Source organism: Kluyvera ascorbata ATCC 33433 (assembly GCF_000735365.1).
Lineage (GTDB): Bacteria > Pseudomonadota > Gammaproteobacteria > Enterobacterales > Enterobacteriaceae > Kluyvera > Kluyvera ascorbata.
Genome location: NZ_JMPL01000015.1, coordinates 1 through 26701 on the forward strand (window position 1 = coordinate 1; position 26701 = coordinate 26701).

Genomic DNA, 26701 nt, shown 5'->3' on the forward strand with positions numbered 1-26701 from the left:
GGCTGGGGTACCTGGATTCGAACCAGGGAATGCCGGTATCAAAAACCGGTGCCTTACCGCTTGGCGATACCCCATCCGTGCAACGCTTATTGGTGAATGGTGCGGGAGGCGAGACTTGAACTCGCACACCTTGCGGCGCCAGAACCTAAATCTGGTGCGTCTACCAATTTCGCCACTCCCGCAAAAAAAGATGGTGGCTACGACGGGATTCGAACCTGTGACCCCATCATTATGAGTGATGTGCTCTAACCAACTGAGCTACGTAGCCATCTTTTTTTTCGCGTTACCTTATCGGCGTTGCGGGGCGCATTATGCGTATTGAGCCCAATACCGTCAACACCTTTTTCAATGAAATTCACCGGAATGTGACTGTTTGGTTGGGTTGTGAACAGCCTGGCGCATTATTCGGCAATTATTGGTTATTTCGCGTTAAATCATGCCATCAATACATCCGGATTCACTGCAAGGTTATCGCGTTAATACGCTAACAAGAGAAACCACCGGACCACCCACGGTACGCTTAAGCGCGCCGAAAGCCAGCGTTTTTAATAAATGACTGGCCCCTACGCGTAGGGTGTTCTCGATGTAGCTTTTATCTTTCTGGCTGCTAAGCCATTGCGCCTGTTCCAGCTCATTAAGCAGGGTTGAGGCAGAAATACGCGCGGGATCGAAGCTTACCGCCACGGAACCGGCATATAAGCGGTGAATCACCTCTTTAATACCGTCACGGGCGCGCAGTTGCTCAATCAACTTTTCAACCTCGTGCGGATGGCGCTGTATCCAGCTTGAGCGGATGCGGATGCGATTGGGAGTCTGGTGCAGGTAAGGAGTCATAGCCGCCTCATTTTTACTTATATAGTGGTAATGAGAGTAATTTATATTTGCATTCCGCCCATGTCCAGCCTTCACCGCACGCAGCGCAAAAAAGAATCGGACGCTCCCTTTTGACGCATCGCAAGAGAAGGGCGATTAGTGCTATCTGGCGTTTTCTATCTGTGATTTCATTAATACCACCTATAAATATCAGGGTATTAAATGATATGCCTGCTGAATCCTTGGGCGACTTACTGACTTTGCGCCGCTTTGTTGAAGTGGCACACCATATCCCCGGGCGCTTACGCCTGCGGTTTTCCAACAAGCTTATAGCCAGCCTTAGCCAGGGGAAGCTCAAGCAGCTTGATGCTTATTGCTCTCCTGAAGGGTACCTCCGGCGTTATCAGATCAATAGCGATACCGGCTCTATTGTCCTTGAGTACGATGCAGCCGCGATTCGCCCGCACATCCTCAATCAGCTGTTTGGTCAGGATGGCGAGCAGGCCCAGCAGGCGCTGGAGCAACTGGCCGCCATTCTTAGCCCCTCTCACTAAATGAAAAAGGACAGTCATCATGAGCACCAATGACAACAACGCACAGCAAGTTCCACCGGCCGGTTACTATCCGCCATACGGCTACCCGTGGTATCCGTACCCACCAATGCCGCAGGGAATGGCGTGGCCGCAGAACGGGCAGGTTCCTCCTCAGCCACAGATGCCACCGCAGCCGCAAATGCAGATGCCACCACAAATGGCGATGGGGTTCCCACCTATGGGCTTCCCTCCGGCACCTCAGGGCGCGGTGCCTCCACAGTTTGCTCACCCGCATCACCATCATCACCATGCTGCCGCGCAGCAGGGCGTGGACTGGAGCCAGTACGCGCAGCACGTAGTTGATGGCGCGATGGGCGACCAGGCTGGCCTGCTGAAAAATATCATCAGCACCGTTGGGATGGACGACAAAGAGTTCTGGAAAGGGGCGATGGTTGGGGCGGCAGTGACGCTGCTGCTGACTAACGATTCCGTGCGCGGCATGCTGATGCAAACGCTGGCGGGCGCAGGTGACATGCTCAAAGCCGGTTCCAGCAAAGTCAAAGACGGCGTGAAGAATAGCTCTGAGGCCATCAAAGAGACGGCAACCTCCAGCGCGGCTATCTTTCGCGACACCATGAAAGCAGGAAAAGAGGGCTTTCAGGAGTCCGTAGAGCGCCATCGCCAACCGGGTGCCATGCCGTTTGATGATGAGGACGTAGCGGATGAACAACAGCCGTGACAGACAAAACCGAGTAGGCCGCGCCGCTATTGCCGGCGCGCTTGTCGGGGGAAGTGCTGCCTGCGCGCGTGAATGGCAGCGCTACCAGGAAAATGAACAAACGCTGAATGAAGCGGCCTGCACGGTGATGAAGGCGACGGCGAAGGCCAGTCTTATCAGCGGAACGGTGATGGCGATAGCGGATGCCAATAAGACCCGTCCGCTGCAGTCCGTGCTGACCCTTATCGGGGTGGGTGCCGCTTCTCTTTATCTTATGGATGCGATAGCTAAGCGAGGAAACGATGAATCAGCCTGAATACCTGTACAACCCATGGACCGGTGCGTGGGAACGTAATCCGGCAGCCATGCCGGTGCAGGCACCAGCGGCAACGACAAGCAATAGCCGCACCCACCTGTTAACCGGGCTGGTGGCCGGTGCGGCAATCACCTATCTTCTGACCAACCGTAACGTACAGCAGGGGATCACCAATACGGCGAGTAAAGCCTGGGGTACCGTGCGAGGCGAAATGGAAGAGATGAAAGAACGCATTGCCGATCTGCAGGCGGAACTGGACTACTACCGTAGCCAGAATAAGGATGAGATCGAGTGAGTGCGGTAGGCGAACGGGTTACCGTCGTTCACCAGATCCCCGGACGTGTGCGCCTGCGAATCGCGGCGCTAGGTGACTATCCGGATGCCGCTGGGTGGCTGAAACAGCAGATCCTGACGCTGCCCGGCGTCAGCGGTGTGCGCATTCGTCCTTCGGCGCGCAGTGCGGTGATCCAATGGGATCGCGCGCGAACGTCACTTGCCGCCATTGTGGCGGCGGTGGAAACGCTGGACTGGCAAGCGGCGGACGACTGCGAGTTTGAAACCGAATACTGCGGCGGCGATAACCTCCTCAACCTCGCTGGGTTGGCGCTAACGCAGGTGCTGCCGCCTCGCTGGGCGCGTCTACCGGCGGCGCTGTTGACCGCTCCAACTATCCTGGAAGGGGCGAACACCCTAAGCCAGGGGCAGTTGAAGGTCGAAGTGCTGGATGCGCTGGCGTTGAGTTTGTCGATGCTGCGCGGGGATAACCGTACCGCCATGCTGACGCAGTCGCTGCTGACGCTTGGTGAGTACATGGAGCAGGAGACCAGCCGTCACTCCGATGCGTTGCTGGCTGACCTGATGCAGCCGCGCGAGCACCCGGTATGGGTTGAGCGCGATGGCGAAAGCGTGGAGATCAACAGCAGTGAGCTGGTGGCGGGCGATGTGATGCTGCTTGGTCCGGGGGATAATATCCCGGCCGACGGCACGGTGCTGCGCGGTATTGCTCAGGTCAATCAGGCGTCGATGACCGGGGAAAGCGTGCCGGTACGTCGTGAACCGGGCTCCTGGGTCTATGCGGGAACGCAAATCCAGGACGGAAATGTCGCGATTACCGCCGAGCAGGTTGGGGAGTCTTCCTCGACGGCGCATATTCGCCGCTTTATCCGCGATTCGCTGACCCAGCGTAGTGAAACCCAGCAGGTCACTCAGGCCATGGCCGACCGTCGCGTTGGCATCACGCTTGGCGTGGGCGCGGCGGTGTTTGCCATGACTCGTAGCTGGCAGCGTCTGGCCTCCGTCTTCCTCGTGGACTATTCCTGTGCGCTGAAGCTCAGTACACCAATCGCTTTTAAATCGATTATGTACCGGGCTGCGCAGAACGGTCTGTTGCTGAAAGGTGGGCGAGCGATCGAGAAGCTGGCGGATGTCGATACGGTGGTGTTCGATAAAACCGGTACCCTGACTCACGACGAGATGCAGGTGACGGATGTCATCAGCTTCAACGACCAACTGGTGCAGGCCAAGCGTCTGCTGGCGATTGCTGCCTCGGTAGAAGAGCACAGTAATCATCCGCTGGCCCATGCGGTCGTGGCGGCGGCAGAACACCACGAACTGCCGCATATTGCGCATGGTGAAGTGGAGTATGTCATTGCACATGGTCTGCTTTGCGCGCTGGAAGATCATCAGCTGGTGATTGGCAGCCGCCACTTCCTGGATTGCCACTACGACATCGATTTCACGCCGTATGAAGCGGAGATCGATGAACTGGCGGCCCAGGGGCGGCACCTGCTGTTTATCGGTTTTGATAATCAACTGGTGGGGATGATCGGCCTGCAGGATCATCTGCGCGATGAAGCCTCTGAAGTGATTGAGCAGCTTAAAGCGTCCGGCATTCGCCAGGTGGTCTTGCTGACTGGCGATCGCGCTGAGAAGGCGTGCCAGCTTGCAGAACGCGTAGGCATTGACCGCTACGTTGCCGAAGCCACGCCGGAGAGTAAGGTCGAGGTGGTGAAAGCGTTGCAGGAGGCGGGGCACAAGGTGATGTTCGTGGGCGATGGTATCAACGATGCGCCGGTGCTGACGCAGGCGGACGTTGGTTTAGCCATGAACCAGAGTACAGAGCTGGCGCAGCAGGCGGCGGACGCCGTGCTGTTACAGGACAACCTGTATGGCGTGGTTACCGCGCGTCAACTCTCACTGGAGGCAATGAAGCTGGTGAACAGCAACATCAAGCTGACCGAGTGGGTGAACAGCGCCATTATGCTGGCAGCGGCGCTGGGCTGGTTGACGCCGGGGGCGAGTGCCATGTTGCATAATGGGACGACGCTGGGCGTGTTGCTGCGATCGCTGGCGGCGAAGAAGGGGCGTAGGGAGTAGTTTTGCTCTCACCCCGGCAAATAAAAAGCCCCTGATGTCACCATCAGGGGCTTTTTTCTATCTCACTGCCATGCTTACTTGTAAGCCGACTGGTGCACGCCTACCGCACGACCAGAAGGATCGTCCATGGTTTTGAACGCTTCATCCCACTCAATCGCTTTCGCGGAAGAGCATGCAACGGATGGGCCGCCTGGAACGCATTCCGCAGCGCTTGGCACCGGGAACAGCTCTTCAAAGATTTCACGGTACAGATAGCCTTCTTTAGACGTTGGCGTGTTGTACGGGAAGCGGAAGTGCGCAGTTTCCAGTTGCTGATCGGTCACCTGTTTCGCCGCCACTTCTTTCAGAGTATCAATCCAGCTATAGCCTACGCCGTCGGAGAACTGCTCTTTCTGGCGCCATGCAACGCTTGCTGGCAGATACGATTCGAAGCACTCACGCAGCACGTGTTTTTCCATCTTGCCGTTGCCGCACATTTTGTCCTGTGGGTTGATGCGCATCGCCACGTCGAGGAATTTTTTATCCAGGAACGGTACACGCGCTTCCACGCCCCAGGCGGACATCGCTTTGTTGGCGCGGGCGCAGTCGTACATGTGCAGCGCCTGCAGTTTACGCACGGTCTCTTCATGCAGTTCTTTGGCATTTGGCGCTTTGTGGAAGTACAGGTAGCCGCCAAACACTTCATCAGAACCTTCACCGGACAGCACCATTTTGATGCCCATCGCTTTGATTTTACGTGACATCAGATACATCGGCGTTGAGGCACGAATGGTGGTCACGTCGTAGGTTTCGATGTGATAAATCACGTCGCGAATCGCATCCAGGCCTTCCTGCACGGTGAAGTGAATTTCATGGTGCACGGTACCCAGGTGGTTTGCCACTTCCTGCGCGGCTTTCAGGTCAGGAGACCCTTCCAGGCCGACGGCGAAGGAGTGCAGCTGCGGCCACCAGGCTTCTGAGCGTTCCTGATCTTCTACACGGCGCGCGGCGAATTTCTTGGTGATTGCCGAGATAACCGAAGAATCCAGGCCGCCGGAAAGCAGCACGCCGTACGGTACGTCAGACATCAGGTGGCTTTTCACCGATTCTTCCAGCGCCTGGCGCAGTTCGTTTTTGTCGGTTACGTTGTCTTTAACCGCATCGTAGTCGAACCAATCACGCTGGTAATACTGACGGATTTCACCGTCTTTGCTCCACAGATAGCTACCGGCAGGGAACTCCTGAATGGTGCGGCAAACTGGGGTCAGTGCTTTCATTTCAGAAGCGACGTAGAAGTTACCGAATTCGTCGTGACCCATGTACAGCGGGATAATACCGATATGGTCGCGGCCAATCAGGTACGCGTCTTGCTCGCTGTCGTACAGCGCGAAGGCGAACATCCCTTGCAGATCGTCGAGGAATTCTGGACCTTTTTCCTGATACAGCGCGAGGATGACTTCGCAGTCAGAACCGGTCTGGAACTGGTAACGGTCGCCGTATTCAGCGCGCAGTGCCTGATGGTTGTAGATTTCACCGTTGACGGCCAGAGCGTGCGTTTTCTTTTCGTTATACAGCGGCTGGGCACCGGCGTTGACGTCAACAATCGACAAGCGTTCATGTGCGAGAATCGCTTTATCACTTGCGTAGATCCCAGACCAGTCCGGGCCACGGTGGCGCATCAGGCGGGAGAGCTCAAGCGCCTTTTTACGCAGCTCGACCGCATCAGTTTTAATATCCAGTACACCGAAAATAGAACACATAGACTTCTCCGTTAACCCTGTTGTGCTGTGAAATTGTGCGGCGCTGTACTGTCGCAGCGTCTTTGCATGACTAAAAAAATGCCGCAAAGGGCGAGCAGGCGCAAGGTTTTTTCAGCCCCTGAAAGAAATAATGCAATAGGGGTTAATGAATACTAAAAAATACGTACGTTAACTTCTCTATTATTGATGAATTGTTATTTTAAACGTGTTTTTTTTAGTGAATATGTTTTCTGTGGGGCAAGTTGTTAGCCAACTCTTCAGATATTGCCGGGTGACGTTAGAACGGGTCTAAGCAACAGAAAAAAAGAAGAGAGAAGTCAGAGGGATTCGTTGGACCGATGCCCGAGCGGGCACCGGTGTTGCCGCTGCCATTTGCAGCGGCTGGATCATTAAAGGATATCGATTTCGGCAACCGATGGGTAAATCCACGATGGCCTGAACGGCATATTGTCGATGTCATCAACGGTGGAGACGCCAGAGAGAACCAGAATGGTCTCGAGCCCTGCCTGGAAGCCAGCCAGAATATCGGTGCGAAGATTATCGCCGACGATAACCGTCTGCTCAGAGTGGGCCTGCATTTTGTTCAGTGCGGCGCGGATGATCCACGGGCTTGGCTTGCCAACAACAAACGGCTTACGGCCAGAGATTTTTTCGATACCGGCGCACAGTGCGCCACAGGCTGGGTAATAGCCGCGGCCATGGGTGTCTGGGTTTGTGGCGATGAAGCGAGCGCCATTGGCGACGAAGAATGCCGCCTTGTGCATCATTTCCCAGTTAAAGGAACGTGTTTCACCCACGATAACGAAGTCCGGGTTGACGTCGGTAATGGTGAACCCGGCTTTATAGAGCTCGTGGATCAATGCCCCTTCACCAACCACGTACGCTTTTTTCCCTTCCTGGCGGCGCAGGAAATCGGCGGTTGCCATGGCGGAGGTATAAAACACGCTGTCAGGCACGTCGATGCCTGCGGTGGCGAAGCGGTTTGCCAAATCCTGGCCCGTCTGTGAAGGGTAGTTGGTCAGACAGAGAAACGGCATACCTTTATCCAGTACGCGTGCGACGAATTCCGCCGCACCCGGCACGGCAACGTTGTCGTGCATCAGCACGCCGTCAATATCACAGATTACATTCTGAATGGTCATGGACTACCTGGCGTTTGTTTTTAAAGAGGCGTAATTATACACGTTATCCCCGGCGTTGCCTCTTAGGACTAACCTTCCAACAAATGTTGTAGCAGGATACCGTTGAGCATTGCGCGCTTGACCAGCGCAAATGCGCCAATCGCGGAGCGGTGGTCGAGGGTTGAACGTACCACCGGCAGATTCTTGCGAAAAGCCTTTAAAACCTGCGTGTTAATGCAGCCTTCAATGGCGGGCAGCAGCACGCGGTCGGCCTCGATGATTTCACCGGCAATTACCACTTTCTGCGGGTTAAACAGGTTAATGGCAATGGCGATGGTTTTACCGAGATGACGGCCTACATGCTCAATCACTTCGGTTGCCAGCGCGTCGCCCTTGTTAGCGGCTTTGCAGATAGTTTTGATGTGGCAATCGTCGAGCGTTACACGGCTTTGGTAGCCCTGCTCCAGCAGATGACGCACGCGTTGCTCAATAGCGGCATTGGCGGCCACGGTTTCCAGACAGCCAAAGTTACCACAGTGGCAGCGCTCGCCGAGCGGATCGACCTGAATATGACCAATCTCACCGACGTTGCCGTTGCGGCCGATAAAAATGCGCCCGTTGGAGATAATGCCTGCGCCGGTGCCGCGATGCACACGCACCAGAATGGAGTCTTCACAGTCCTGGCTTGCACCAAAGTAGTGCTCGGCCAGCGCCAGGCTGCGGATATCGTGACCCACAAAACAGGTCACTTTGAAGCGTTTTTCCAGCGCTTCAACCAGACGCCAGTTTTCCACCGGGATGTGCGGCATATAGCGAATAACGCCGCTCTCAGGGTCAACCAGCCCAGGCAGAATTACTGAAATAGCAATCAGCTCACGAATTTTACGCTGGCACGATTCAATAAAAGTACCGATGGTGTTAAGCAGGGCATGTTCCAGCGTTTCCTGGGTGCGCTCAGGTAGCGGATAATGCTCTTCAGCAACCGCTTTACTGCTTAGATCGTACAGCGTGAGGGTCGTGTCGTGACGGCCAAGACGAACGCCAATGGCGTGGAAATTACGGGTTTCGGTAATGATGGAGATAGCGCGGCGGCCTCCGGTGGAGGCCTGCTGATCGACTTCTTTGATCAATCCGCGCTCAATAAGCTGACGCGTGATTTTGGTCACGCTGGCGGGAGCAAGCTGGCTCTGCTCGGCAATCTGAATACGCGAGATTGGCCCATGCTGGTCAATCAGGCGGTAAACGGCCGCGCTGTTAAGCTGTTTTACGAGGTCAACATTACCAATTTGAGCTTGTCCGCCTGATGTCATACTTTCTCTTACTCAGTAACGACCTCGTTGCCATTAACGATGGTCTTGATGATTTTAAAGTCGTGCGTGAATGCGGTCAGGTTCGCGACCTTGCCCGGTGCAATGCTGCCGAGACGTTTTTCAACGCCAATGGCGCGAGCAGGGTAGAGCGTTGCCATGCGAAGCACTTCGTCGAGCGCAATATTGGCATGTTCTACCAGATTGCGAACGCCTTCGATCATGGTCAGCGAGGAACCGCTCAATGTACCGTTTTCATCAACACAGAGTCCATTACGGTAGTATATTGTTTTACCAGCAAAAATGAACTGATCAATATCGGCGCCTGCCGGTGCGGTGGCATCGGTTACCAGACACAGCTTATCGCCTTTCAGGCGCTTGGCGTTACGGATATTGATGTAGTCCACGTGCAGGCCGTCAGCAATGATGCCGCAGTAGATTTCGTTCGCATCCAGGATAGCCCCGGTCAGACCCGGTTCGCGGCCAGACATATAAGGCATCGCGTTAAACAGGTGCGTCGCGAAGGTGATACCTGCGCGGAAACCTACGCGTGCTTCTTGCGCGGTGGCGTTGGAGTGGCCCGCAGAAACGACGATACCGGCATTGGCCAGCGCGGTGATGACTTCCGGTGCAACCATTTCGGGTGCCAGGGTCACTTTGGTGATGACGTCTGCGTTATCACAGAGGAACTTCACTAATTCAGCATCGGGTTTACGCACGAAGCTTGGGTTGTGAGTGCCTTTTTTCACCAGATTCAACCACGGGCCTTCAAGGTGCAGACCCAGCGCCTGGTTAGGATGCTTCGCCAGATATTCGCGCATCACGCGGATACCCTGTTTCATCAGGTCGTCGCTGGTGGTGATGAGCGTAGGCAGATAGTTGGTGCAGCCTGATTTCTCGTTGGCTTTCTGCATGATTTCCAGCGTTTCAACGGTGACCGCTTCGGCGGTGTCGTTGAACTGAACGCCGCCGCAGCCGTTAAGCTGAACGTCGATAAAACCAGGGGCGAGAATGGCGCCATTAACAGAACGCTGTTCGACGTTCGCTGGTACATCGGCCAGTGGGCAAATACGTTCAATAAGGCCATTGGCGACGATAATCGCATGGTCATCCAGAATTTCGTGGCCGGTATAGATTCGGCCATGGGTTAATGCATACATTACGACCCCCGGTGTTCTAAAAATTTGTCCCGCGGTAGACCACGGGACGATAAGACATTACAGGCCTTTAATATTTTCAGCTTCTAATTCATTGAAATATTTCAGGGTCTTGACCTTCAACTCCATGGTAGAAGGTTCGTCGCAGACAATCAGCGATTTCGGATGCAGCTGCAGACAGGTGATGGTCCACATATGGTTAACGTTGCCTTCAACCGCTTGCTGCAGCGCCAGCGCTTTAGTTGATCCCTGCACCAGAATCATCACTTCTTCAGCGTCCAGCAGTGTACCTACGCCAACGGTCAGCGCATATTTTGGTACCAGTGCAACGTCGCCGTCAAAGAAACGGGAGTTTGCGACGCGGGTTTCATGCGTCAACGTTTTGATACGGGTACGGGAAGAAAGGGAAGACGCCGGTTCGTTGAACGCGATGTGACCATCGTTGCCCACGCCACCCATAAACAGGTGAATTTTACCGTAAGAACGAATTTTTTCTTCATAACGACGACATTCTGCGTCAACATCCGGCGCGTTGCCGTTCAGCAGGTTGATATTTTCTTCTGGGATATCAATGTGGTCGAAGAAGTTGCGGTGCATGAAGCTGTAATAGCTTTCCGGATGCTCTTTTGGCAGACCAACGTATTCGTCCATGTTGAAGGTGACGACATGCTTAAAGCTCACCTGGCCCGCTTTATGCATTTCAACTAATACTTTATAGGTTGCCAGCGGGGTGCCGCCGGTTGGCAAGCCGAGGACGAACGGACGGTCCGCGGTAGGTTTGAAAGCATTGATACGGTTAACGATGTGGCGGGCAGCCCATTTGCCGACTTGTTCAGCGTTAACGAGAGGAATCAGTCTCATTCTTCACCTCAAAATGTAAAATGTAAGAAGTTGGCGGATGGCATCTCCGTACACGCTTTAAGCGTCACCTGTTTGCATCGTCAGGGAGCAATCCGTTTTGATTTTTTGAATCATAAAATAAGTTTTCATGGTTAGCCAGCGAAAGGGAGTGGTGATAACAATATTTGGTGACAATAGTCACAAAAAACACGTGTTTAATTTGCGATACGAATTAAACTTCCACACACTCATAATCCTCAGAGTTGTGATTGCAGTTTACAAGACATCGCAGTGTCATGCTTTTTTGCACAATAAAAAAATGGCTTAAATGAGCCGTATCGGGGGCTCGTAGGGGGAATAAGATGAATATTTTAGGGTTTTTCCAGCGACTAGGTAGGGCGTTACAGCTCCCTATCGCCGTGCTGCCGGTGGCGGCGCTGTTGCTGCGATTCGGTCAGCCAGACTTACTTAACGTGCCGTTCATCGCGCAAGCGGGCGGGTCTATCTTTGATAACCTGGCGCTGATTTTTGCCATCGGTGTGGCATCCAGCTGGTCTAAAGACAGCGCGGGTGCAGCAGCATTGGCAGGCGCGGTCGGTTATTTCGTACTGACTAAAGCAATGGTCACCATCAACCCAGCCATTAACATGGGTGTCCTGGCAGGTATCATTACCGGTCTGGTCGGTGGTGCCGTTTATAACCGTTGGGCGGGTATCAAACTGCCTGACTTCCTGAGCTTCTTCGGCGGCAAACGCTTCGTGCCAATCGCCACTGGCTTCTTCTGTCTGGTGCTGGCAGCCATCTTTGGCTACGTGTGGCCACCGGTGCAGAACGCCATCCACGCAGGTGGTGAGTGGATCGTTGGCGCTGGCGCGCTGGGCTCCGGTATCTTTGGCTTCATCAACCGTTTGCTGATCCCAACCGGTCTGCATCAGGTGCTGAACACCATCGCCTGGTTCCAGATTGGTGAGTTCACCAACGCGGCCGGTGCGGTCTTCCACGGTGACATCAACCGCTTCTATGCGGGTGACGGCACTGCGGGTATGTTCATGTCCGGCTTCTTCCCAATCATGATGTTTGGTCTGCCGGGTGCGGCGCTGGCGATGTACTTCGCAGCACCGAAAGCGCGTCGTCCAATGGTTGGCGGTATGCTGCTGTCCGTGGCGGTCACCGCATTCCTGACCGGTGTAACCGAGCCGCTGGAATTCCTGTTCATGTTCCTGGCGCCGGTACTGTACCTGCTGCACGCGATTCTGACCGGCGTTAGCCTGTTCATCGCAACGCTGCTGGGTATCCACGCAGGCTTCTCCTTCTCCGCAGGCGCTATCGACTACGTGTTGATGTACAGCCTGCCGGCAGCAAGTAAGAACGTCTGGATGCTGGTGGTAATGGGTCTGGTGTTCTTCGTTATCTACTTCGTGCTGTTCAGCGTGGTTATCCGCATGTTCAACCTGAAAACACCAGGTCGTGAAGATAAAGACGACAACGTGGTGACTGAAGAAGCCAACAGCAACACCGAAGAAGGTCTGAATCAGCTGGCAACTAACTACATTGCCGCGGTTGGTGGTACTGACAACCTGAAAGCGATTGATGCCTGTATTACCCGTCTGCGCCTGACCGTAGGCGACTCCGCGAAGGTGAGCGACGCGATGTGTAAACGTCTTGGCGCTTCCGGTGTGGTGAAACTGAACAAACAAACCATCCAGGTTATCGTGGGTGCGAAAGCTGAGTCTATCGGCGACGCGATGAAGAAAGTCGTTGCTCGTGGCCCGGTTGCCGCAGCAGCAGCGGAAAGCGCAGCGCCAGCAGCACCAGCGGCGGCAAAACCGCAGGCTGTGGCTAACGCCGCGACCGTAGAAACTCTGGTTTCTCCGATTACCGGTGATGTGGTTGCGCTGGAGCAGGTTCCTGATGAAGCCTTCGCCAGCAAAGCGGTCGGTGACGGTGTGGCGGTTAAACCAACGGATAAAACCGTAGTTTCCCCAGCAGCGGGCACCATCGTGAAAATCTTCAACACCAACCACGCGTTCTGCCTGGAAACTGACAAAGGCGCGGAAATCGTTGTCCACATGGGTATCGATACCGTGGCGCTGGAAGGTAAAGGCTTCAAACGTCTGGTTGAAGAGGGGGCAGAAGTGAAAGCGGGTGAGCCAATCCTGGAAATGGACCTGGACTTCCTAAACGCCAATGCGCGCTCGATGATTAGCCCGGTAGTTTGCAGCAACAGCGATGATTTCGGTGGTCTGGTGATCAAAGCCGAAGGTCATGTGGTTGCCGGTCAAACGCCACTGTATGAGATTAAAGGTAAATAACTGCTCCTGAGTAAAGTGAGTTAAGTGCCTTAAGCGGCGGGGGGAAATCCTCCGCCGCTTTTTTTTGCAGCAAATACCCCCATATTCGATATTCCATCGCCTTTTTTGTGCAACAAATAGTTGTCTCCGGGCGCGGCTTATAAGATCATGTGCCGTTATACGTTGTTTACGCTTTGAGGAATCCACGATGAGTGAGGCTGAAGCCCGCCCGACTAACTTTATTCGTCAGATCATTGATGAAGATCTGGCTACCGGTAAGCACAACACGGTGCATACTCGTTTTCCGCCAGAGCCGAATGGCTATCTGCACATCGGCCATGCGAAATCCATCTGCCTGAACTTTGGCATTGCGCAAGATTATCAAGGCCAGTGCAACCTGCGTTTCGATGACACCAACCCAGTTAAAGAAGACATCGAATACGTTGAGTCCATCAAAAACGACGTCGAGTGGTTAGGTTTTCACTGGTCTGGCAACGTCCGTTACTCTTCTGATTACTTCGATCAGCTGCATGCCTACGCGGTCGAGCTTATCAACAAAGGCCTGGCGTACGTTGATGAACTGACGCCTGAGCAGATCCGCGAATACCGCGGTTCGCTGACCGCACCGGGCAAAAACAGCCCGTACCGCGATCGCAGCGTGGAAGAGAACCTGGCGCTGTTCGAAAAAATGCGTACTGGCGGCTTTGCTGAAGGTACTGCCTGCCTGCGCGCTAAAATCGATATGGCTTCGCCGTTTATCGTCATGCGCGATCCGGTGCTGTACCGCATTAAATTTGCCGATCACCACCAGACCGGCACCAAGTGGTGCATCTACCCGATGTACGACTTTACTCACTGCATCAGCGATGCGCTGGAAGGCATTACGCACTCCCTGTGTACGCTGGAATTCCAGGACAACCGTCGTCTGTACGACTGGGTGCTGGACAACATCACCATCCCGGTTCACCCGCGCCAGTACGAATTCTCGCGCCTGAATCTGGAATACACCGTGATGTCCAAGCGTAAGCTGAACCAATTGGTAATGGAAAAACACGTAGAAGGCTGGGATGACCCACGCATGCCGACCATTTCCGGTCTGCGTCGTCGTGGTTATACCGCGGCGTCTATCCGTGAATTCTGTAAGCGCATCGGCGTCACCAAGCAGGACAACACCATTGAGATGGCTTCGCTGGAATCCTGCATTCGCGAAGATCTCAACGAAAACGCGCCGCGCGCGATGGCGGTTATCGACCCGGTTAAACTGGTTATCGAAAACTACCCGCAGGGCGAAAGCGAGCTGGTTTCTATGCCTAACCATCCGAATAAGCCGGAAATGGGTAGCCGTGACGTGCCGTTTAGCGCTGAGATCTGGATCGACCGAGCGGACTTCCGCGAAGAAGCTAACAAGCAGTACAAGCGCCTGGTGATGGGTAAAGAAGTTCGTCTGCGTAACGCCTATGTGGTGAAAGCAGAGCGCGTAGAGAAGGATGCTGAAGGCAATATCACCACCATCTTCTGTACCTACGATGCTGATACCCTGAGCAAAGACCCAGCAGATGGCCGTAAAGTGAAGGGCGTCATTCACTGGGTTAGCGCGGCACATGCGCTGCCGGTTGAAATTCGTCTGTACGACCGTCTCTTCAGCGTGCCAAACCCTGGTGCCGCAGAAGACTTCCTGTCGGTAATGAACCCAGAGTCACTGGTTATCAAGCAGGGCTACGCTGAGCCGTCTCTGCAGGCCGCTGAAGCCGGTAAAGCGTTCCAGTTCGAGCGTGAGGGTTACTTCTGCCTGGACAGCCGCTACACCACGGCTGAGAAGCTGGTGTTTAACCGTACCGTTGGTTTACGAGACACCTGGGTGGGGTAATTAACACCCAATAATAAAAACGCCGCCCATGCGGCGTTTTTTTTGCCTCGTTTTTAACGAAAACTTTCGTTGGAATAACGGTGTTCTTTCGGATGAAAAAATACGTCCCCTCATAGTTTCGCGTAGCGAATTAATGCAAACCTTCTAAGCCTAAGCGCTTCTTCATTTTTGATCTCTTCTATCACAGAAACATTATGTAAACGCTCTCATTCACATTTAACCCAGAGCCCACAAGGCCTGACGTGAATATGTTTCAATAACGCACGCTGTTACAAACAGAAACCAAATATGTGCGCTTTGTCATAATCCTGCACTCTCGTTGAGGAAAAGGATTGATAATTCGCGTCGCGAAAAATAGTCTATCGGTGTAGCGAAACACCTTTTTTAAGAAGTTCATTTTTTTTAAAGTTTTTATTTTTTGCTTCTGCTTTGCAGCGGCATTTTTAAAAGTCAAAGAGGATATAACTATGCGTACGTTTAGTGGCAAACGTAGTACGCTGGCGCTGGCTATCGCCGGTGTGACAGCAATGTCAGGCTTTATGATGACCCCGGAAGCAAAAGCAGAAGGTTTCATCGATGATTCTACACTGACCGGCGGTATCTATTACTGGCAGCGTGAGCGTGACCGTAAAGATGTCACCGATAATGACAAATACAAAACCAACCTTTCTCATTCCACCTGGAACGCCAACCTCGACTTCCAGTCTGGCTATGCTGCCGATATGTTCGGTATCGATATTGCTGCGTTCACCGCAATTGAAATGGCGGAAAGCGCAGAAAGCGGTCACCCGAACGAAATTGCGTTCTCCTCTAAGAACAAAGGCTACAGCGAAGATTACAGCGGCGATAAGAGCGGTATCAGCCTGTATAAAGCGGCAGCTAAATTTAAATTAGGGCCTGCATGGGCTCGCGCAGGTTACATCCAGCCAACCGGTCAGACGCTGCTGGCGCCGCACTGGAGCTTTATGCCAGGTACCTATCAGGGTGCTGAAGCCGGGGCCAATTTCGACTACGGTGATGCTGGCGCGCTGAGCTTCTCCTACATGTGGACCAACAACTACAAGGCGCCTTGGCACCTTGAAATGGACAACTTCTATCAGAACGATAAGAAGACCAAAGTTGATTACCTGCACTCCATCGGTGCGAAATACGATTTCAAAAATGACCTGGTGCTGGAAGCCGCATTTGGTCAGGCAGAAGGCTATATCGATCAGTACTTCGCCAAAGGTAGCTACAAATTTGATATCCCTGGCGGCCCGCTGACCACCAGCTACCAGTTCTACGGTACCCGTGACAAGGTGAGCGATCACGGCGTCAACGACATCTATGACGGCACCGCATGGCTGCAAGCATTAACCTTCGGCTACAAGCTGCAAGAAGTCTTCGACTTCCGTCTGGAAGGGACCTGGGTTAAAGCAGAAGGCCAGCAGGGTTACTTCCTGCAGCGTATGACGCCAACCTACGCCTCCTCTAACGGTCGTCTGGATATCTGGTGGGATAACCGCTCTGACTTCAACGCCAACGGCGAAAAAGCGGTCTTCTTCGGTACTATGTATGACCTGAAAAACTGGGATCTGCCGGGTTGGGCAGTGGGTGCTTCTTACGTTTACGCATGGGATGCTAAGCCAGCGACCTGGCAGATGAACCCGGATGCGTACTACGACAAGAACAACAAGATCAAAGAGTCTGCCTACAGCCTCGATGTGGCATACACCGTACAGGATGGTCGTGCGAAAGGTACGCTGTTCAAACTGCACTTCACTCAGTATGACAACCACTCCGATATCCCAAGCTGGGGCGGTGGTTACGGCAACATCTTCCAGGATGAGCGTGACGTGAAATTCATGGTTATCGCACCGTTCACCATTTTCTGATGCTAACGCGGCAGGGGGAAACCTCTGCCGCCGCTAAGAGGCTCATCGTATGAAAAAACTGATTATTGTTGCGCTGATGGCCGCCGGGTTAACCGCCTGTGCGCAATCTCCTGCGCCGAAGGAAGATAGCAAGCTGAAGGATGCCTACAGCGCCTGTATTAACACCGCAGAAGGCAACCCGGATAAAATTCAGGCCTGTCAAAGCGTACTGAATGTGCTGAAGCAAGAGAAAGCACACGAGCAGTTCGCGAACCAGGAAAGCGTGCGCGTCATCGACTACCAGAAATGCATTAACGCTAGAAAAATGGGTAATGATGAAGCAGTAGCAAAAAACTGCGATAAGATCTGGCAAGAAATTCGCAGCAACAATACGCCGCAGAAATAGGCTTATGCTGATAATAAAAAACCGCTGCTTGCAGCGGTTTTTTTGTGGGTGTCGTAAACGCAGGGCATAAAAAAACCAGCGCATAGGCTGGCTTTTCGAGAGGCAGTACGCTTATTTTGCGACTGCGTCATGCGCGTGTTCATCTTCACGGCAGTCGCCTTCAGCGCAGTGACCGTAGAGATAAAGACTGTGGTTCGTTAAGCGAATACCATGCTTCGACGCGATTTCACGCTGACGAGCTTCGATGGAATCATCGCTGAACTCGATCACTTTGCCGCAGTCGAGGCAAATCAGATGATCGTGGTGATGCTGCTGGGTCAGTTCGAAAACGGATTTACCGCCTTCAAAATTATGACGAGTCACGATGCCGGCGTCATCAAACTGGTTAAGTACGCGGTAAACCGTGGCCAAACCAATCTCTTCACCCATGTCGATCAGGCGTTTATATAAGTCTTCCGCGCTGACATGGTGGTTATCCGGTTCCTGAAGGACTTCCAGAATCTTTAACCGTGGAAGTGTGACTTTCAGGCCAGCCTTCTTTAATGCGGTATTGTTGTCAGTCATGCGGAATCTGTCCTGTTGCTAAACGATCAACTTCCATCAGTGAAAGTATCACAGAGAATGCACCCGAATTAATGCGTCTCATTATAGAATGACCCTATTGAAATGAAAACAGCAAGAGCCGGGTAAACTAAGCTATCAAAAACGAGGCTTCACCGACAAAGTTACGATGAGACCGCGCTAAATCAGAAGATATTGTACAGGTATGCGCTAAAAAGTTAAAAAATTGTAGCTATTATTTTAATTGCTTTTACCTATTAATGAGGCGTAGTTTCATCACTACGCCTCACTGTTTTGCATCAGGCGTTTTTGATCTCTTCCAGGTGCAGCTCTTCTGCAACCTGCTTAACCCATTTTTCAACGCGTTCAGCGGTCAGCTCAGGCTGACGGTCTTCGTCGATGGCCAGACCAACAAAGTGGTCGTCATCGGCCAGGCCTTTAGACGCTTCGAAATGGTAACCTGCCGTTGGCCAGTGACCGACGATGGTCGCGCCGCGTGGTTCAATGATGTCGCGAATGGTACCCAGCGCATCACAGAAATATTCAGCATAGTCTTCCTGGTCGCCGCAGCCAAACAGCGCGACCAGCTTGCCGTTGAAGTCCACTTCTTCCAGCGTTGGGAAGAAATCGTCCCAATCGCACTGCGCTTCGCCGTAGTACCAGGTTGGGATACCCAGCAGCAGAATATCGAATGCTTCCAGATCTTCTTTGCTGCTCTTGGCAATGTCGTGAACGTCAGCGACATCTTTACCAAGCTGTTTTTGAATCATTTTTGCGATATTTTCGGTGTTCCCGGTATCGCTACCGAAAAAGATGCCAACGATTGCCATGAGTAAAATAACCTCTTGAAACTTAATGATATGGTGGTGGCTTATTGCCCACAGATAAGGGCAATCATAGCAGAACTGAGAAGCGTGCGGAAACCGCTATCGTGCCGTACTGCACACTCTGCTACATGAAAGTGTGTTTTGGGGGGATTTTCAGACTTTCCCCTGTCCGTGTAGCTGGGCCAACTGGCTCATCAACATCTCTTCGATGAGTTCGCTACGGCTCATATCACGGGCAGTCGCCAGCTCGTTGAGCGCATCAACGGCTTCGTTATTCAGCTTCAGCTCCACGCGTTTCAGACCGCGCACTTTGTCGCGTTTTAACTGATTACGCTTATTAATGCGCAGCTGTTCGTCACGCGAAAGCGGATTGGTTTTTGGTCTTCCCGGCCGACGCTCATTTGCGAACAAATCTAAGGTCGTACGGTCCGTTTGTTCTTTTGCCATGGTTCTGAGTGACTTCGGGGAAACAAGCTACCGGGCGGTGCCCAGTGCAGACAGCGCGCAATCATACATCAGTGAGACCCACACGCCAACGACCACGGCCATTCTGGCGCGCGGTCGATGCATTTTTAATCATTCACTGAGGTAACGACGGATAGCCCGCAGTACCGCGTCCGGTTTTTCGGCGTGAACCCAGTGGCCCGCACCGGCGATGACGTGTGCTTTTGCCTGGGGGAATTGAGCCAGCAGCGCGCTGCGGTAGGCTTCGGTGACGTACGGTGAATTGCCGCCGGGAATAAACAGAGCAGGGTGGTCCCAGGCCGGAATGGCTTCCCAGCCCACGATATGCGGGTATTGCTCCCACAACACCGGTACGTTAAAGCGCCAGGCGCCGTCGACGAAGGATTTCAGCAGGAACTGAATCACACCTTCTTCTTTTAAGTATTCGCGCATTACCGTCGCGGCCTGCTGGCGAGTTGCCACACCGGCGCTGGTGACGGCGTTAATGGCCGCAAAAATCTCATCGTGGCGACGGACGTGATAATCCACCGGTGCAATATCAATTGCGACCAAGCGGTCGATGCGTTCTGGGGCCAGCGCGGTAAGCGCCATCACCGCTTTGCCACCCATGGAATGGCCGATAACCGTGGCTTTTCCGATGCCGTTGGCATCAAGCGTGTCGAGAAGATCCTGAGCCATGGCGGGATAGGTCATCTCATCGGCACGCGGTGAGAGGCCATGGTTACGCATGTCGACCTGGATGATATCGTGATCGGTAACCAGGTCGCGGGCCAGGATACCCAGATTATCGAGGCTGCCGAACAGGCCGTGGACGAGAACGATGGGAGAATTATTGTGCAGGTTTTGTGCAGATTGCGCTCGGACATTCAATTTCATAGCAAAGTTCTTTTTTTCGCATTGTCGGGTTAGGGTATCATGTTGGACATTCTAACGCTCAGGGGCAAGAGAGGAACTCATCCGAATTTTGCCGTCTTCCTGGTTTGGCGCTACCCGCTGTTGGGTTTTGACTTTATAATCCCAATGAATTGTATTCAGAAAAATTATCGCACCGGATTAAGATGAAAACGATCGAAGTTGATGACGAGCTCTATCGCTATATTGCGGCTCACACTCTGCACATTGGCGAGAGCGCGTCCGACATTTTACGGCGTATGCTGAAATTCTCCGCCGCTTCCCAGCCCGTGGCTGCTGCCGCTGCGCCGGTCGTCAAAGCAGAACCGGCTCCTGCTCCGGCCCCGGCTGCTGCTCCCGTTGCTGACGTAAAAACGGTGAAAACCGCCAAAGATAAAGTTCGTGCCATGCGCGAGCTGCTGCTCTCTGATGAGTATGCCGAGCAGAAGAAAGCGGTTAACCGCTTCATGCTGGTTCTGACTACGCTGTACGCTCTGGACAACAAAGCGTTTGCAGAAGCTACCGAATCCCTTCACGGTCGTACCCGTGTCTATTTTGCGGCTGATGAGCAAACGCTGCTCAAAAACGGCAATCAGACAAAACCAAAACAGGTTCCGGATACGCCATACTGGGTCATTACCAATACCAATACAGGCCGTAAATGCAGCATGGTCGAACACATCATGCAATCAATGCAATTCCCGGCGGAATTGATTGAGAAGGTTTGCGGTACTATCTAATACTGACAATCTAACCCTTGCATAAGAAGGACCAGGCAATGGCAAACCATACCCGTGCAGGACAACCTGCACAGCAGAGTGATTTGATCAACGTCGCACAACTGACGGCGCAGTACTACGTGCTGCAGCCTGACGTGAGTAACCCGGAACATGCGGTGAAGTTCGGTACGTCCGGACACCGTGGGAGCGCGGGTCGTCACAGCTTCAATGAAAAGCATATTCTGGCCATTGCTCAGGCGATTGCTGAAGAGCGCGCGAAAAATGGAATTACGGGCCCATGCTATGTCGGGAAAGATACTCACGCGCTCTCTGAGCCGGCGTTTATCTCCGTTCTCGAAGTGCTGGCAGCAAACGGGGTGGATGTCATTGTTCAGGAAGACAATGGCTTTACGCCAACTCCAGCGGTATCTAACGCTATCCTGGTTCACAACAAAAAAGGCGGCAAGCTGGCCGATGGGATCGTGATTACGCCATCCCACAACCCACCGGAAGACGGCGGCATCAAGTACAACCCACCAAACGGTGGCCCGGCTGATACCAACGTCACCAAAGTGGTTGAAGACCGCGCGAATGCGCTGCTGGCAGCAAATCTGGAAGGCGTGAAGCGTATTTCGTACGACGCGGCACTGGCTTCCGGTCACGTGAAAGAAGTCGATCTGGTGCAGCCGTTTATTGAAGGGCTGGCGGATATCGTCGATATGGCGGCTATCCAGAAAGCCGGTCTGACCCTGGGCGTTGACCCGCTGGGCGGTTCCGGTATCGAATACTGGAAGCGTATTGCTAAGCACTACAACCTGAACCTGACCATCGTTAACGATCACGTTGACCAGACTTTCCGCTTTATGCACCTCGATAAAGACGGCGCGATCCGTATGGACTGCTCCTCCGAGTGTGCCATGGCGGGCCTGCTGGCGCTGCGTGATAAGTTTGACCTGGCGTTTGCTAACGACCCGGACTATGACCGTCACGGTATCGTCACGCCGGCTGGCCTGATGAACCCGAACCACTATCTGGCAGTGGCAATCAACTACCTGTTCCAGCATCGCCCGCAGTGGGGCAAAGACGTTGCCGTGGGTAAAACCCTGGTCTCTTCAGCAATGATTGACCGCGTGGTGAACGACCTGGGCCGTAAGCTGGTAGAAGTACCGGTCGGTTTCAAATGGTTCGTTGATGGTCTGTTCGACGGTAGCTTCGGCTTCGGCGGCGAAGAGAGCGCGGGCGCTTCCTTCCTGCGCTTCGATGGTACACCGTGGTCTACCGATAAAGACGGGATCATCATGTGCCTGCTGGCGGCGGAAATTACTGCCGTCACCGGTAAGAATCCGCAGGAGCACTACAACGAACTCGCGGCTCGTTTCGGCGCGCCAAGCTACAACCGTCTGCAGGCTAGCGCCACTTCCGCACAGAAAGCGGCGCTGTCTAAGCTCTCTCCAGAAATGGTGAGCGCCAGCACGCTGGCGGGTGACCCGATTACCGCGCGTCTGACGGCGGCACCGGGTAACGGCGCTTCTATCGGCGGTCTGAAAGTGATGACCGACAACGGCTGGTTCGCGGCGCGTCCATCCGGTACCGAAGATGCCTACAAGATTTACTGCGAAAGCTTCCTCGGTGCTGAACACCGTAAGCAGATTGAGAAAGAAGCGGTAGAGATTGTCAGCGAAGTGCTGAAAAACGCCTGAGTGATGGGGTAAGAAAAAGGGAGCCGAATGGCTCCCTTTTTTATCTCTCCGCGTGCTGGCGGCAGGTTAACATCTGGCAATCGATGCGCACGACGCAAACCGCTTTCAGCATGTCATCCCGATAGCTGAATGTTTGTCCCGGCACGGCCTGGCGCATAATGACATTTAGTCCGTGCACCATTTCCTCACGTTCATGCAAAATAGTCGCCCATCCGCTGGCAATAATACTGGAATAAGCAAAGCTATAGTCGCATGCATCGGCAGCCGGAATTAATTGGTGATCGCCATCAATTTCAAGACTAATAGCAGGGTCTTTACGCAGTAAACGCATCTTTTTTCCGCTACGCGCGCCGTGAAAATAGAACGTCCAGCGCCCGTCTTCATGCGTATAGCCGAAATTGACGGGCACAATATATGGGCTGTACTCATCGTTAAGGGCGATGCGGCAAATCTGATGGTGCTGAAGCAGACTACGAATTTTATCGGTGTCGCTGACGATGCGTTCTGGATTGCTCATGATGATGGTCTTATCAGAAAAGAAGAAAAGTGGGCTGCAGTGGTCTGCAGCCCGGATAGATTTAACCGTGTTTGTTTTTCAGTTCAAAGCGCGGCGATACCAGCCCGTACAGCGTCCAACCGAGGAACGTCACGATGGAACCGTACAGCATCGCTTCTTCGCCGGAAGAGTAGAGCGCATAGAAGCTATACATTGCCCCAATGAATGCTACGAAGTTGGCGATGCGTGCTTTGTTCACCGGCACGTTAGCCATCCGCTGGATAATCACCAGCGCAGCCATCGACAGGATGTACGGAATAATGTTGGTCACGACGGCCAGGTTAACCAGCACGTTGAACTGGTTGTTCAGCGACGGGCTAATGGTCATCAGCGACAGCCCGGACTGGATAATCACGATGACCAGCATCCCCTGAACCGGCGCATCAGCACTGCTGACGCGGGAGAAGATTTTCGGGAAGTAACCTTCGTCCGCCGAGGATTTGAACACCTGAGCAATGGTGAACTGCCAGCCGAGCAGCGAACCGCAACAGGACATCACCATCAGCGCCATGATCACTTTCCCGACTTCCGGGGTGAACATCTGCGCGAAGGCCAGGCCGAACGGCGCGGTGGAGTTGGCCAGGTCCATGTTTGGCACGATACCGGCAATCACGTTGGTGGAGACGATGTAAATCACCGCCGCCCCGAGCGTCCCGCCGAGCACGGCAATCGGCACGTTACGTTCCGGATTTTCCACCACTTCGGCGTTGGCACAGGCAGATTCCAGACCAAGGAACGCCCACAGCGTCATGGCAATAGAAGAACCGACGGCGCTAAAGAACGGCACGTGGTGCGGGTTCCAGGATTCGACGTACATTGTCGGGCTGAACCAGTACCAGCCGATGATGCACAGACCTACCACCGGAATAATGACGCCCCATACCGTGATGCTGCTGATCTGCCCGGTAATGCGCGCACCGCCGAAGTTAGCAACGGTACAGATCCACAGCACGCCGATGGTGGCAAGCCCGATCTGCACCGGGCTCAGTGCGGCACCGAAAAGCTCGGTACCGTAACCCACCGCCGAAATGGCGATAGCGACGTTGGCAATCAGCAGTGAAACCCCGTAGGTATAGTTAGCCATAAAGTTGCCCGACTTACCGAAGGCATACTCCGCGTAGCCGCCCATACCGCCGGGTTTCTTACTGAACATCCCACATTTTGCAAAGGCCCAGGCCAGCGCCATCGAGCCGACGGCGGTGACCAGCCAGGAGATAATGGAGATGGTGCCGACTTCAGCGAGTTTGGTGGGCAGCATGATAATCCCGGAGCCCATCATGTTCACCATTGTCAGGATGGTGAGCTGAACAACACCCATCTTATTGTTGGCTTTGCTCATAATTTCTCCCCTTTCAGCAGGGCAGGTTGCGGCTGCTGAGTCTCAATCACGTTGCACCACACTTCTTTGCGGCCGTCGTGTTCCTGGATATAAACCCCCTGCAGCTCTGGCGCGAAGCCTGGCAGCAGGTTGATGCCTTCTTCCAGCGCTTTGAAGTAACGCAGAACGGAATCACCCCAGATTTCCCCAGGAACAACGCACAGCACGCCTGGAGGATACGGCAGGGCACCTTCGGCGGCGATTTTGCCTTCCGCCATCGACAGCGGTACCAGCTCAACCTGACCACGAAGGTAGGCGTAGTTGGCGTCCTGCGGATTCATGCTGACGCGTGGGAAGTGTGATTTACGGAACATCTCTTTTTGCAGCTGTTTCACGTTGTGACGCGCATACAGGTCATGCATTTCCTGGCAGAGCTGGCGCAGGGTGTAACCGGCATAGCGGTCTTTATGCTGACCGTAGAGCGATGGCAGAACCTCTTGCAGCGGCGCATCGGCTTCCAGCAGCGTTTCGAAACGGACCAGCAGCGCGACGAGCTGTTGCAGCTTGGCCATATCTTCCGCTGGCGTCAGCAGGAACAGGATGGAGTTGAGGTCGCATTTTTCCGGCACCACGCCGTGTTCACGCAGGTAGTTCGCCAGAATGGTGGCCGGTACGCCGAAGGTGTCATATTCGCCTTCAGCATTAATGCCCGGGGTGGTCAGCAGCAGTTTGCATGGGTCGACAAAGTACTGATGTTCAGCATAGCCTTCAAAACCGTGCCAGCGCTCGCCCGGTACGAAGTGGAAGAAGCGCAGATCGTTGGCAATGGTTTCGGTCGGCCATGACTGCCATGCTTTACCGTCAATTTCGCCTGGTACGAACGGGCGAATATGGTGGCAGTTATCGAGGATAAGCTTACGCGCTTCGATACCGTTGGAAACGCAGTCCATCCACATATTGCGGCCAGCCTGACCTTCATGCATACGGGCGTTCACGTCCAGGGCGGCAAACAGCGGGTAGAACGGACTGGTGGAGGCGTGCATCATAAAGGCGTTATTGAGGCGTTTATGCGGAACATAGCGCTGTTGGCCTTTGATATGGCTATCTTTCTTGTGAATCTGTGAAGTCTGAGAGAAGCCTGCCTGCTGTTTGTGCACCGACTGAGTGACCAGAATCCCTGGGTCGTTTTCGTTGAGTTCAAGCAGCAGCGGCGAGCAGTCGGCCATCATCGGAATAAACTGTTCATAGCCAACCCACGCGGAGTCGAACAGGATGTAGTCGCAGAGATGACCAATTTTATCAACCACCTGACGGGCGTTATAGATGGTGCCGTCGTAGGTGCCAAGCTGAATCACCGCCAGGCGGAACGGGCGCTGATTACGCGCGCGGTTTGGCGCAACTTCGGCAATCAGTTCACGCAGATAACCCTCTTCAAAACAGTGGGCATCGATACCACCGATAAAGCCGTACGGGTTGCGCGCGGTTTCCAGATAAATTGGCGTAGCCCCCGCCTGTAACAGCGCGCCGTGGTGGTTGGATTTGTGGTTGTTGCGGTCAAACAGCACCAGGTCACCCGGGGTGAGCAGGGCGTTCAGCACCACTTTGTTAGAAGACGAGGTGCCGTTCAAGACGAAGTAGGTTTTATCAGCGTTAAACACTTTGGCGGCGTGCTGCTGTGCAATGCACGGCGCACCTTCGTGGATAAGCAGATCGCCCATCGCCACGTCGGCGTTGCAAAGGTCAGAGCGGAACAGGGTTTCGCCAAAGTATTCAACAAACTGGTTGCCCGCAGGGTGACGGCGGAAGAATTCACCCCCCTGATGCCCCGGGCAGTCAAACGCGCTGTTACCCTGTGCCACGTAATCAACCAGCGCGCTGAAGAACGGTGGGCGCAGGTTCACTTCATACTTGTGCGCGGCCGATTCCAGCTGACGACCATAGAAGTCATTGCGGGTTTCGTCATGCTCGAATACCCCTTGAATACGTGAGAGATATTCGGCGGGAACAATCTGGTCTTTATTAATAGCAATAAATACTGGCAGGTTATAACCCGTCGCATCTATTTCATCGAGTTTACCGCACTCAACGTCTTCAATAGATAATACGGCAGCAGCAACATCAATAAAGTGAGTGTCGCAGGTATTGATAATAGCGCGCTGGGTAGTAAAACAGTCCGGGCAAGTACGGCTTACGGCAATTTTTAATTCAGACATTTTTCATCTCTTTATTTTAGGTAATAGCAGTCCCTCAATTTCCCGAATGAGAAATTGATATCGCCGGAAAAAAAGCAAAACGATCTCGCTGACAATAACGTCAGGGCGTGAGCT

Annotated in this window: 24 protein-coding genes and 3 tRNA genes; 11 read left to right on the forward strand and 16 right to left on the reverse strand. The window is 53.7% G+C overall.

Annotated features, from left to right (window positions below):
- Positions 1 to 2 precede the first annotated feature (2 nt).
- The 4 genes from GKAS_RS06120 to GKAS_RS06135 form a co-directional block, all read right to left on the reverse strand.
- A tRNA-Gln gene (locus tag GKAS_RS06120) sits at positions 3 to 74 on the reverse strand.
- 23 nt (positions 75 to 97) lie between these two features.
- A tRNA-Leu gene (locus tag GKAS_RS06125) sits at positions 98 to 182 on the reverse strand.
- A gap of 9 nt (positions 183 to 191) precedes the next feature.
- A tRNA-Met gene (locus GKAS_RS06130) sits at positions 192 to 268 on the reverse strand.
- Positions 269 to 468: 200 nt separating this feature from the next.
- Positions 469 to 834: a hypothetical protein gene (locus GKAS_RS06135; protein WP_035892675.1), complete on the reverse strand. Its 366-nt coding sequence runs from the start codon at positions 832 to 834 to the stop codon at positions 469 to 471.
- A gap of 206 nt (positions 835 to 1040) precedes the next feature.
- Between GKAS_RS06135 and GKAS_RS23720 the strand changes: the two genes are divergently transcribed.
- From GKAS_RS23720 to GKAS_RS06160, 5 genes are read left to right on the forward strand one after another with little or no spacing between them, the layout of a single operon-like run.
- Positions 1041 to 1367, forward strand: a complete 327-nt coding sequence (locus tag GKAS_RS23720) for an HMA2 domain-containing protein (RefSeq protein WP_072011359.1) — start codon at positions 1041 to 1043, stop codon at positions 1365 to 1367.
- 19 nt (positions 1368 to 1386) lie between these two features.
- The gene (locus GKAS_RS06145) at positions 1387 to 2085 is read left to right on the forward strand and encodes a YtxH domain-containing protein (protein WP_051910728.1); all 699 of its coding nucleotides are present in this window, start codon (positions 1387 to 1389) and stop codon (positions 2083 to 2085) included.
- Positions 2069 to 2380 carry a magnetosome protein MamC family protein gene (locus GKAS_RS06150; protein WP_035892677.1) on the forward strand — a complete coding sequence of 104 codons (312 nt, stop codon included), beginning with the start codon at positions 2069 to 2071 and terminating at the stop codon, positions 2378 to 2380. The genes GKAS_RS06145 and GKAS_RS06150 overlap by 17 nt, the downstream gene beginning before the upstream one ends.
- Positions 2367 to 2675: a YtxH domain-containing protein gene (locus tag GKAS_RS06155; protein WP_035892678.1), complete on the forward strand. Its 309-nt coding sequence runs from the start codon at positions 2367 to 2369 to the stop codon at positions 2673 to 2675. The genes GKAS_RS06150 and GKAS_RS06155 overlap by 14 nt, the downstream gene beginning before the upstream one ends.
- Positions 2672 to 4756: a heavy metal translocating P-type ATPase gene (locus GKAS_RS06160; RefSeq protein WP_035892679.1), complete on the forward strand. Its 2085-nt coding sequence runs from the start codon at positions 2672 to 2674 to the stop codon at positions 4754 to 4756. Before GKAS_RS06155 ends, GKAS_RS06160 begins: the two co-directional genes overlap by 4 nt.
- Positions 4757 to 4830: 74 nt before the next feature.
- On the opposite strand, the gene asnB is transcribed toward GKAS_RS06160, so the two are convergent.
- The 5 genes from asnB to nagB all read right to left on the reverse strand — a co-directional run bounded on the left by asnB (position 4831) and on the right by nagB (position 10941).
- Positions 4831 to 6495, reverse strand: coding sequence for an asparagine synthase B (gene asnB, locus GKAS_RS06165; RefSeq protein ID WP_035892681.1), 1665 nt, complete (start codon positions 6493 to 6495; stop codon positions 4831 to 4833).
- A gap of 389 nt (positions 6496 to 6884) precedes the next feature.
- Positions 6885 to 7637 carry an HAD-IIA family hydrolase gene (locus tag GKAS_RS06170; RefSeq protein ID WP_035892682.1) on the reverse strand — a complete coding sequence of 251 codons (753 nt, stop codon included), beginning with the start codon at positions 7635 to 7637 and terminating at the stop codon, positions 6885 to 6887.
- 68 nt (positions 7638 to 7705) lie between these two features.
- Entirely contained in the window at positions 7706 to 8926 is a 1221-nt protein-coding gene (gene nagC / locus GKAS_RS06175) for a DNA-binding transcriptional regulator NagC (protein WP_035892684.1), read from the reverse strand.
- Between the two features lie 8 nt (positions 8927 to 8934).
- Positions 8935 to 10083: an N-acetylglucosamine-6-phosphate deacetylase gene (gene nagA, locus GKAS_RS06180; RefSeq protein WP_035892685.1), complete on the reverse strand. Its 1149-nt coding sequence runs from the start codon at positions 10081 to 10083 to the stop codon at positions 8935 to 8937.
- Between the two features lie 57 nt (positions 10084 to 10140).
- A complete protein-coding gene (gene nagB, locus GKAS_RS06185; RefSeq protein WP_035892686.1) occupies positions 10141 to 10941 on the reverse strand; it encodes a glucosamine-6-phosphate deaminase in 801 nt (266 codons plus the stop codon).
- Positions 10942 to 11282: 341 nt separating this feature from the next.
- Between nagB and nagE the strand changes: the two genes are divergently transcribed.
- From nagE to GKAS_RS06205, 4 genes are all read left to right on the forward strand, one after another.
- On the forward strand, positions 11283 to 13232 hold the full coding sequence (gene nagE, locus GKAS_RS06190) for a PTS N-acetyl glucosamine transporter subunit IIABC (RefSeq protein ID WP_035892687.1): 1950 nt from the start codon (positions 11283 to 11285) through the stop codon (positions 13230 to 13232).
- Between the two features lie 187 nt (positions 13233 to 13419).
- The gene (gene glnS, locus GKAS_RS06195; RefSeq protein WP_035892688.1) at positions 13420 to 15078 is read left to right on the forward strand and encodes a glutamine--tRNA ligase; all 1659 of its coding nucleotides are present in this window, start codon (positions 13420 to 13422) and stop codon (positions 15076 to 15078) included.
- Positions 15079 to 15545: 467 nt separating this feature from the next.
- The gene (gene chiP / locus GKAS_RS06200; protein ID WP_035892689.1) at positions 15546 to 16952 is read left to right on the forward strand and encodes a chitoporin ChiP; all 1407 of its coding nucleotides are present in this window, start codon (positions 15546 to 15548) and stop codon (positions 16950 to 16952) included.
- 49 nt (positions 16953 to 17001) lie between these two features.
- Positions 17002 to 17337 carry a ChiQ/YbfN family lipoprotein gene (locus GKAS_RS06205; RefSeq protein WP_035892691.1) on the forward strand — a complete coding sequence of 112 codons (336 nt, stop codon included), beginning with the start codon at positions 17002 to 17004 and terminating at the stop codon, positions 17335 to 17337.
- 111 nt (positions 17338 to 17448) lie between these two features.
- On the opposite strand, the gene fur is transcribed toward GKAS_RS06205, so the two are convergent.
- The 4 genes from fur to ybfF all read right to left on the reverse strand — a co-directional run bounded on the left by fur (position 17449) and on the right by ybfF (position 20066).
- Positions 17449 to 17901 carry a ferric iron uptake transcriptional regulator gene (gene fur, locus GKAS_RS06210; RefSeq protein WP_035892692.1) on the reverse strand — a complete coding sequence of 151 codons (453 nt, stop codon included), beginning with the start codon at positions 17899 to 17901 and terminating at the stop codon, positions 17449 to 17451.
- A gap of 296 nt (positions 17902 to 18197) precedes the next feature.
- Positions 18198 to 18728, reverse strand: a complete 531-nt coding sequence (fldA, locus tag GKAS_RS06215) for a flavodoxin FldA (protein ID WP_035892693.1) — start codon at positions 18726 to 18728, stop codon at positions 18198 to 18200.
- Positions 18729 to 18878: 150 nt separating this feature from the next.
- Entirely contained in the window at positions 18879 to 19172 is a 294-nt protein-coding gene (gene ybfE, locus GKAS_RS06220) for a LexA regulated protein (protein WP_035892694.1), read from the reverse strand.
- 129 nt (positions 19173 to 19301) lie between these two features.
- On the reverse strand, positions 19302 to 20066 hold the full coding sequence (gene ybfF, locus GKAS_RS06225) for an esterase (protein ID WP_035892695.1): 765 nt from the start codon (positions 20064 to 20066) through the stop codon (positions 19302 to 19304).
- 182 nt (positions 20067 to 20248) lie between these two features.
- Between ybfF and seqA the strand changes: the two genes are divergently transcribed.
- Both seqA and pgm read left to right on the forward strand, forming a co-directional pair.
- Positions 20249 to 20821 carry a replication initiation negative regulator SeqA gene (seqA, locus tag GKAS_RS06230; protein ID WP_035892696.1) on the forward strand — a complete coding sequence of 191 codons (573 nt, stop codon included), beginning with the start codon at positions 20249 to 20251 and terminating at the stop codon, positions 20819 to 20821.
- 38 nt (positions 20822 to 20859) lie between these two features.
- Entirely contained in the window at positions 20860 to 22500 is a 1641-nt protein-coding gene (pgm, locus tag GKAS_RS06235; protein WP_035892697.1) for a phosphoglucomutase (alpha-D-glucose-1,6-bisphosphate-dependent), read from the forward strand.
- A gap of 40 nt (positions 22501 to 22540) precedes the next feature.
- Here pgm and GKAS_RS06240 read toward each other — a convergent pair whose 3' ends face one another.
- The 3 genes from GKAS_RS06240 to speF form a co-directional block, all read right to left on the reverse strand.
- On the reverse strand, positions 22541 to 23017 hold the full coding sequence (locus tag GKAS_RS06240) for a pyridoxamine 5'-phosphate oxidase family protein (RefSeq protein ID WP_035892698.1): 477 nt from the start codon (positions 23015 to 23017) through the stop codon (positions 22541 to 22543).
- Between the two features lie 61 nt (positions 23018 to 23078).
- On the reverse strand, positions 23079 to 24395 hold the full coding sequence (gene potE / locus GKAS_RS06245) for a putrescine-ornithine antiporter (protein WP_035892700.1): 1317 nt from the start codon (positions 24393 to 24395) through the stop codon (positions 23079 to 23081).
- Entirely contained in the window at positions 24392 to 26587 is a 2196-nt protein-coding gene (gene speF, locus GKAS_RS06250) for an ornithine decarboxylase SpeF (RefSeq protein WP_035892701.1), read from the reverse strand. Before speF ends, potE begins: the two co-directional genes overlap by 4 nt.
- Positions 26588 to 26701: the final 114 nt, after the last annotated feature.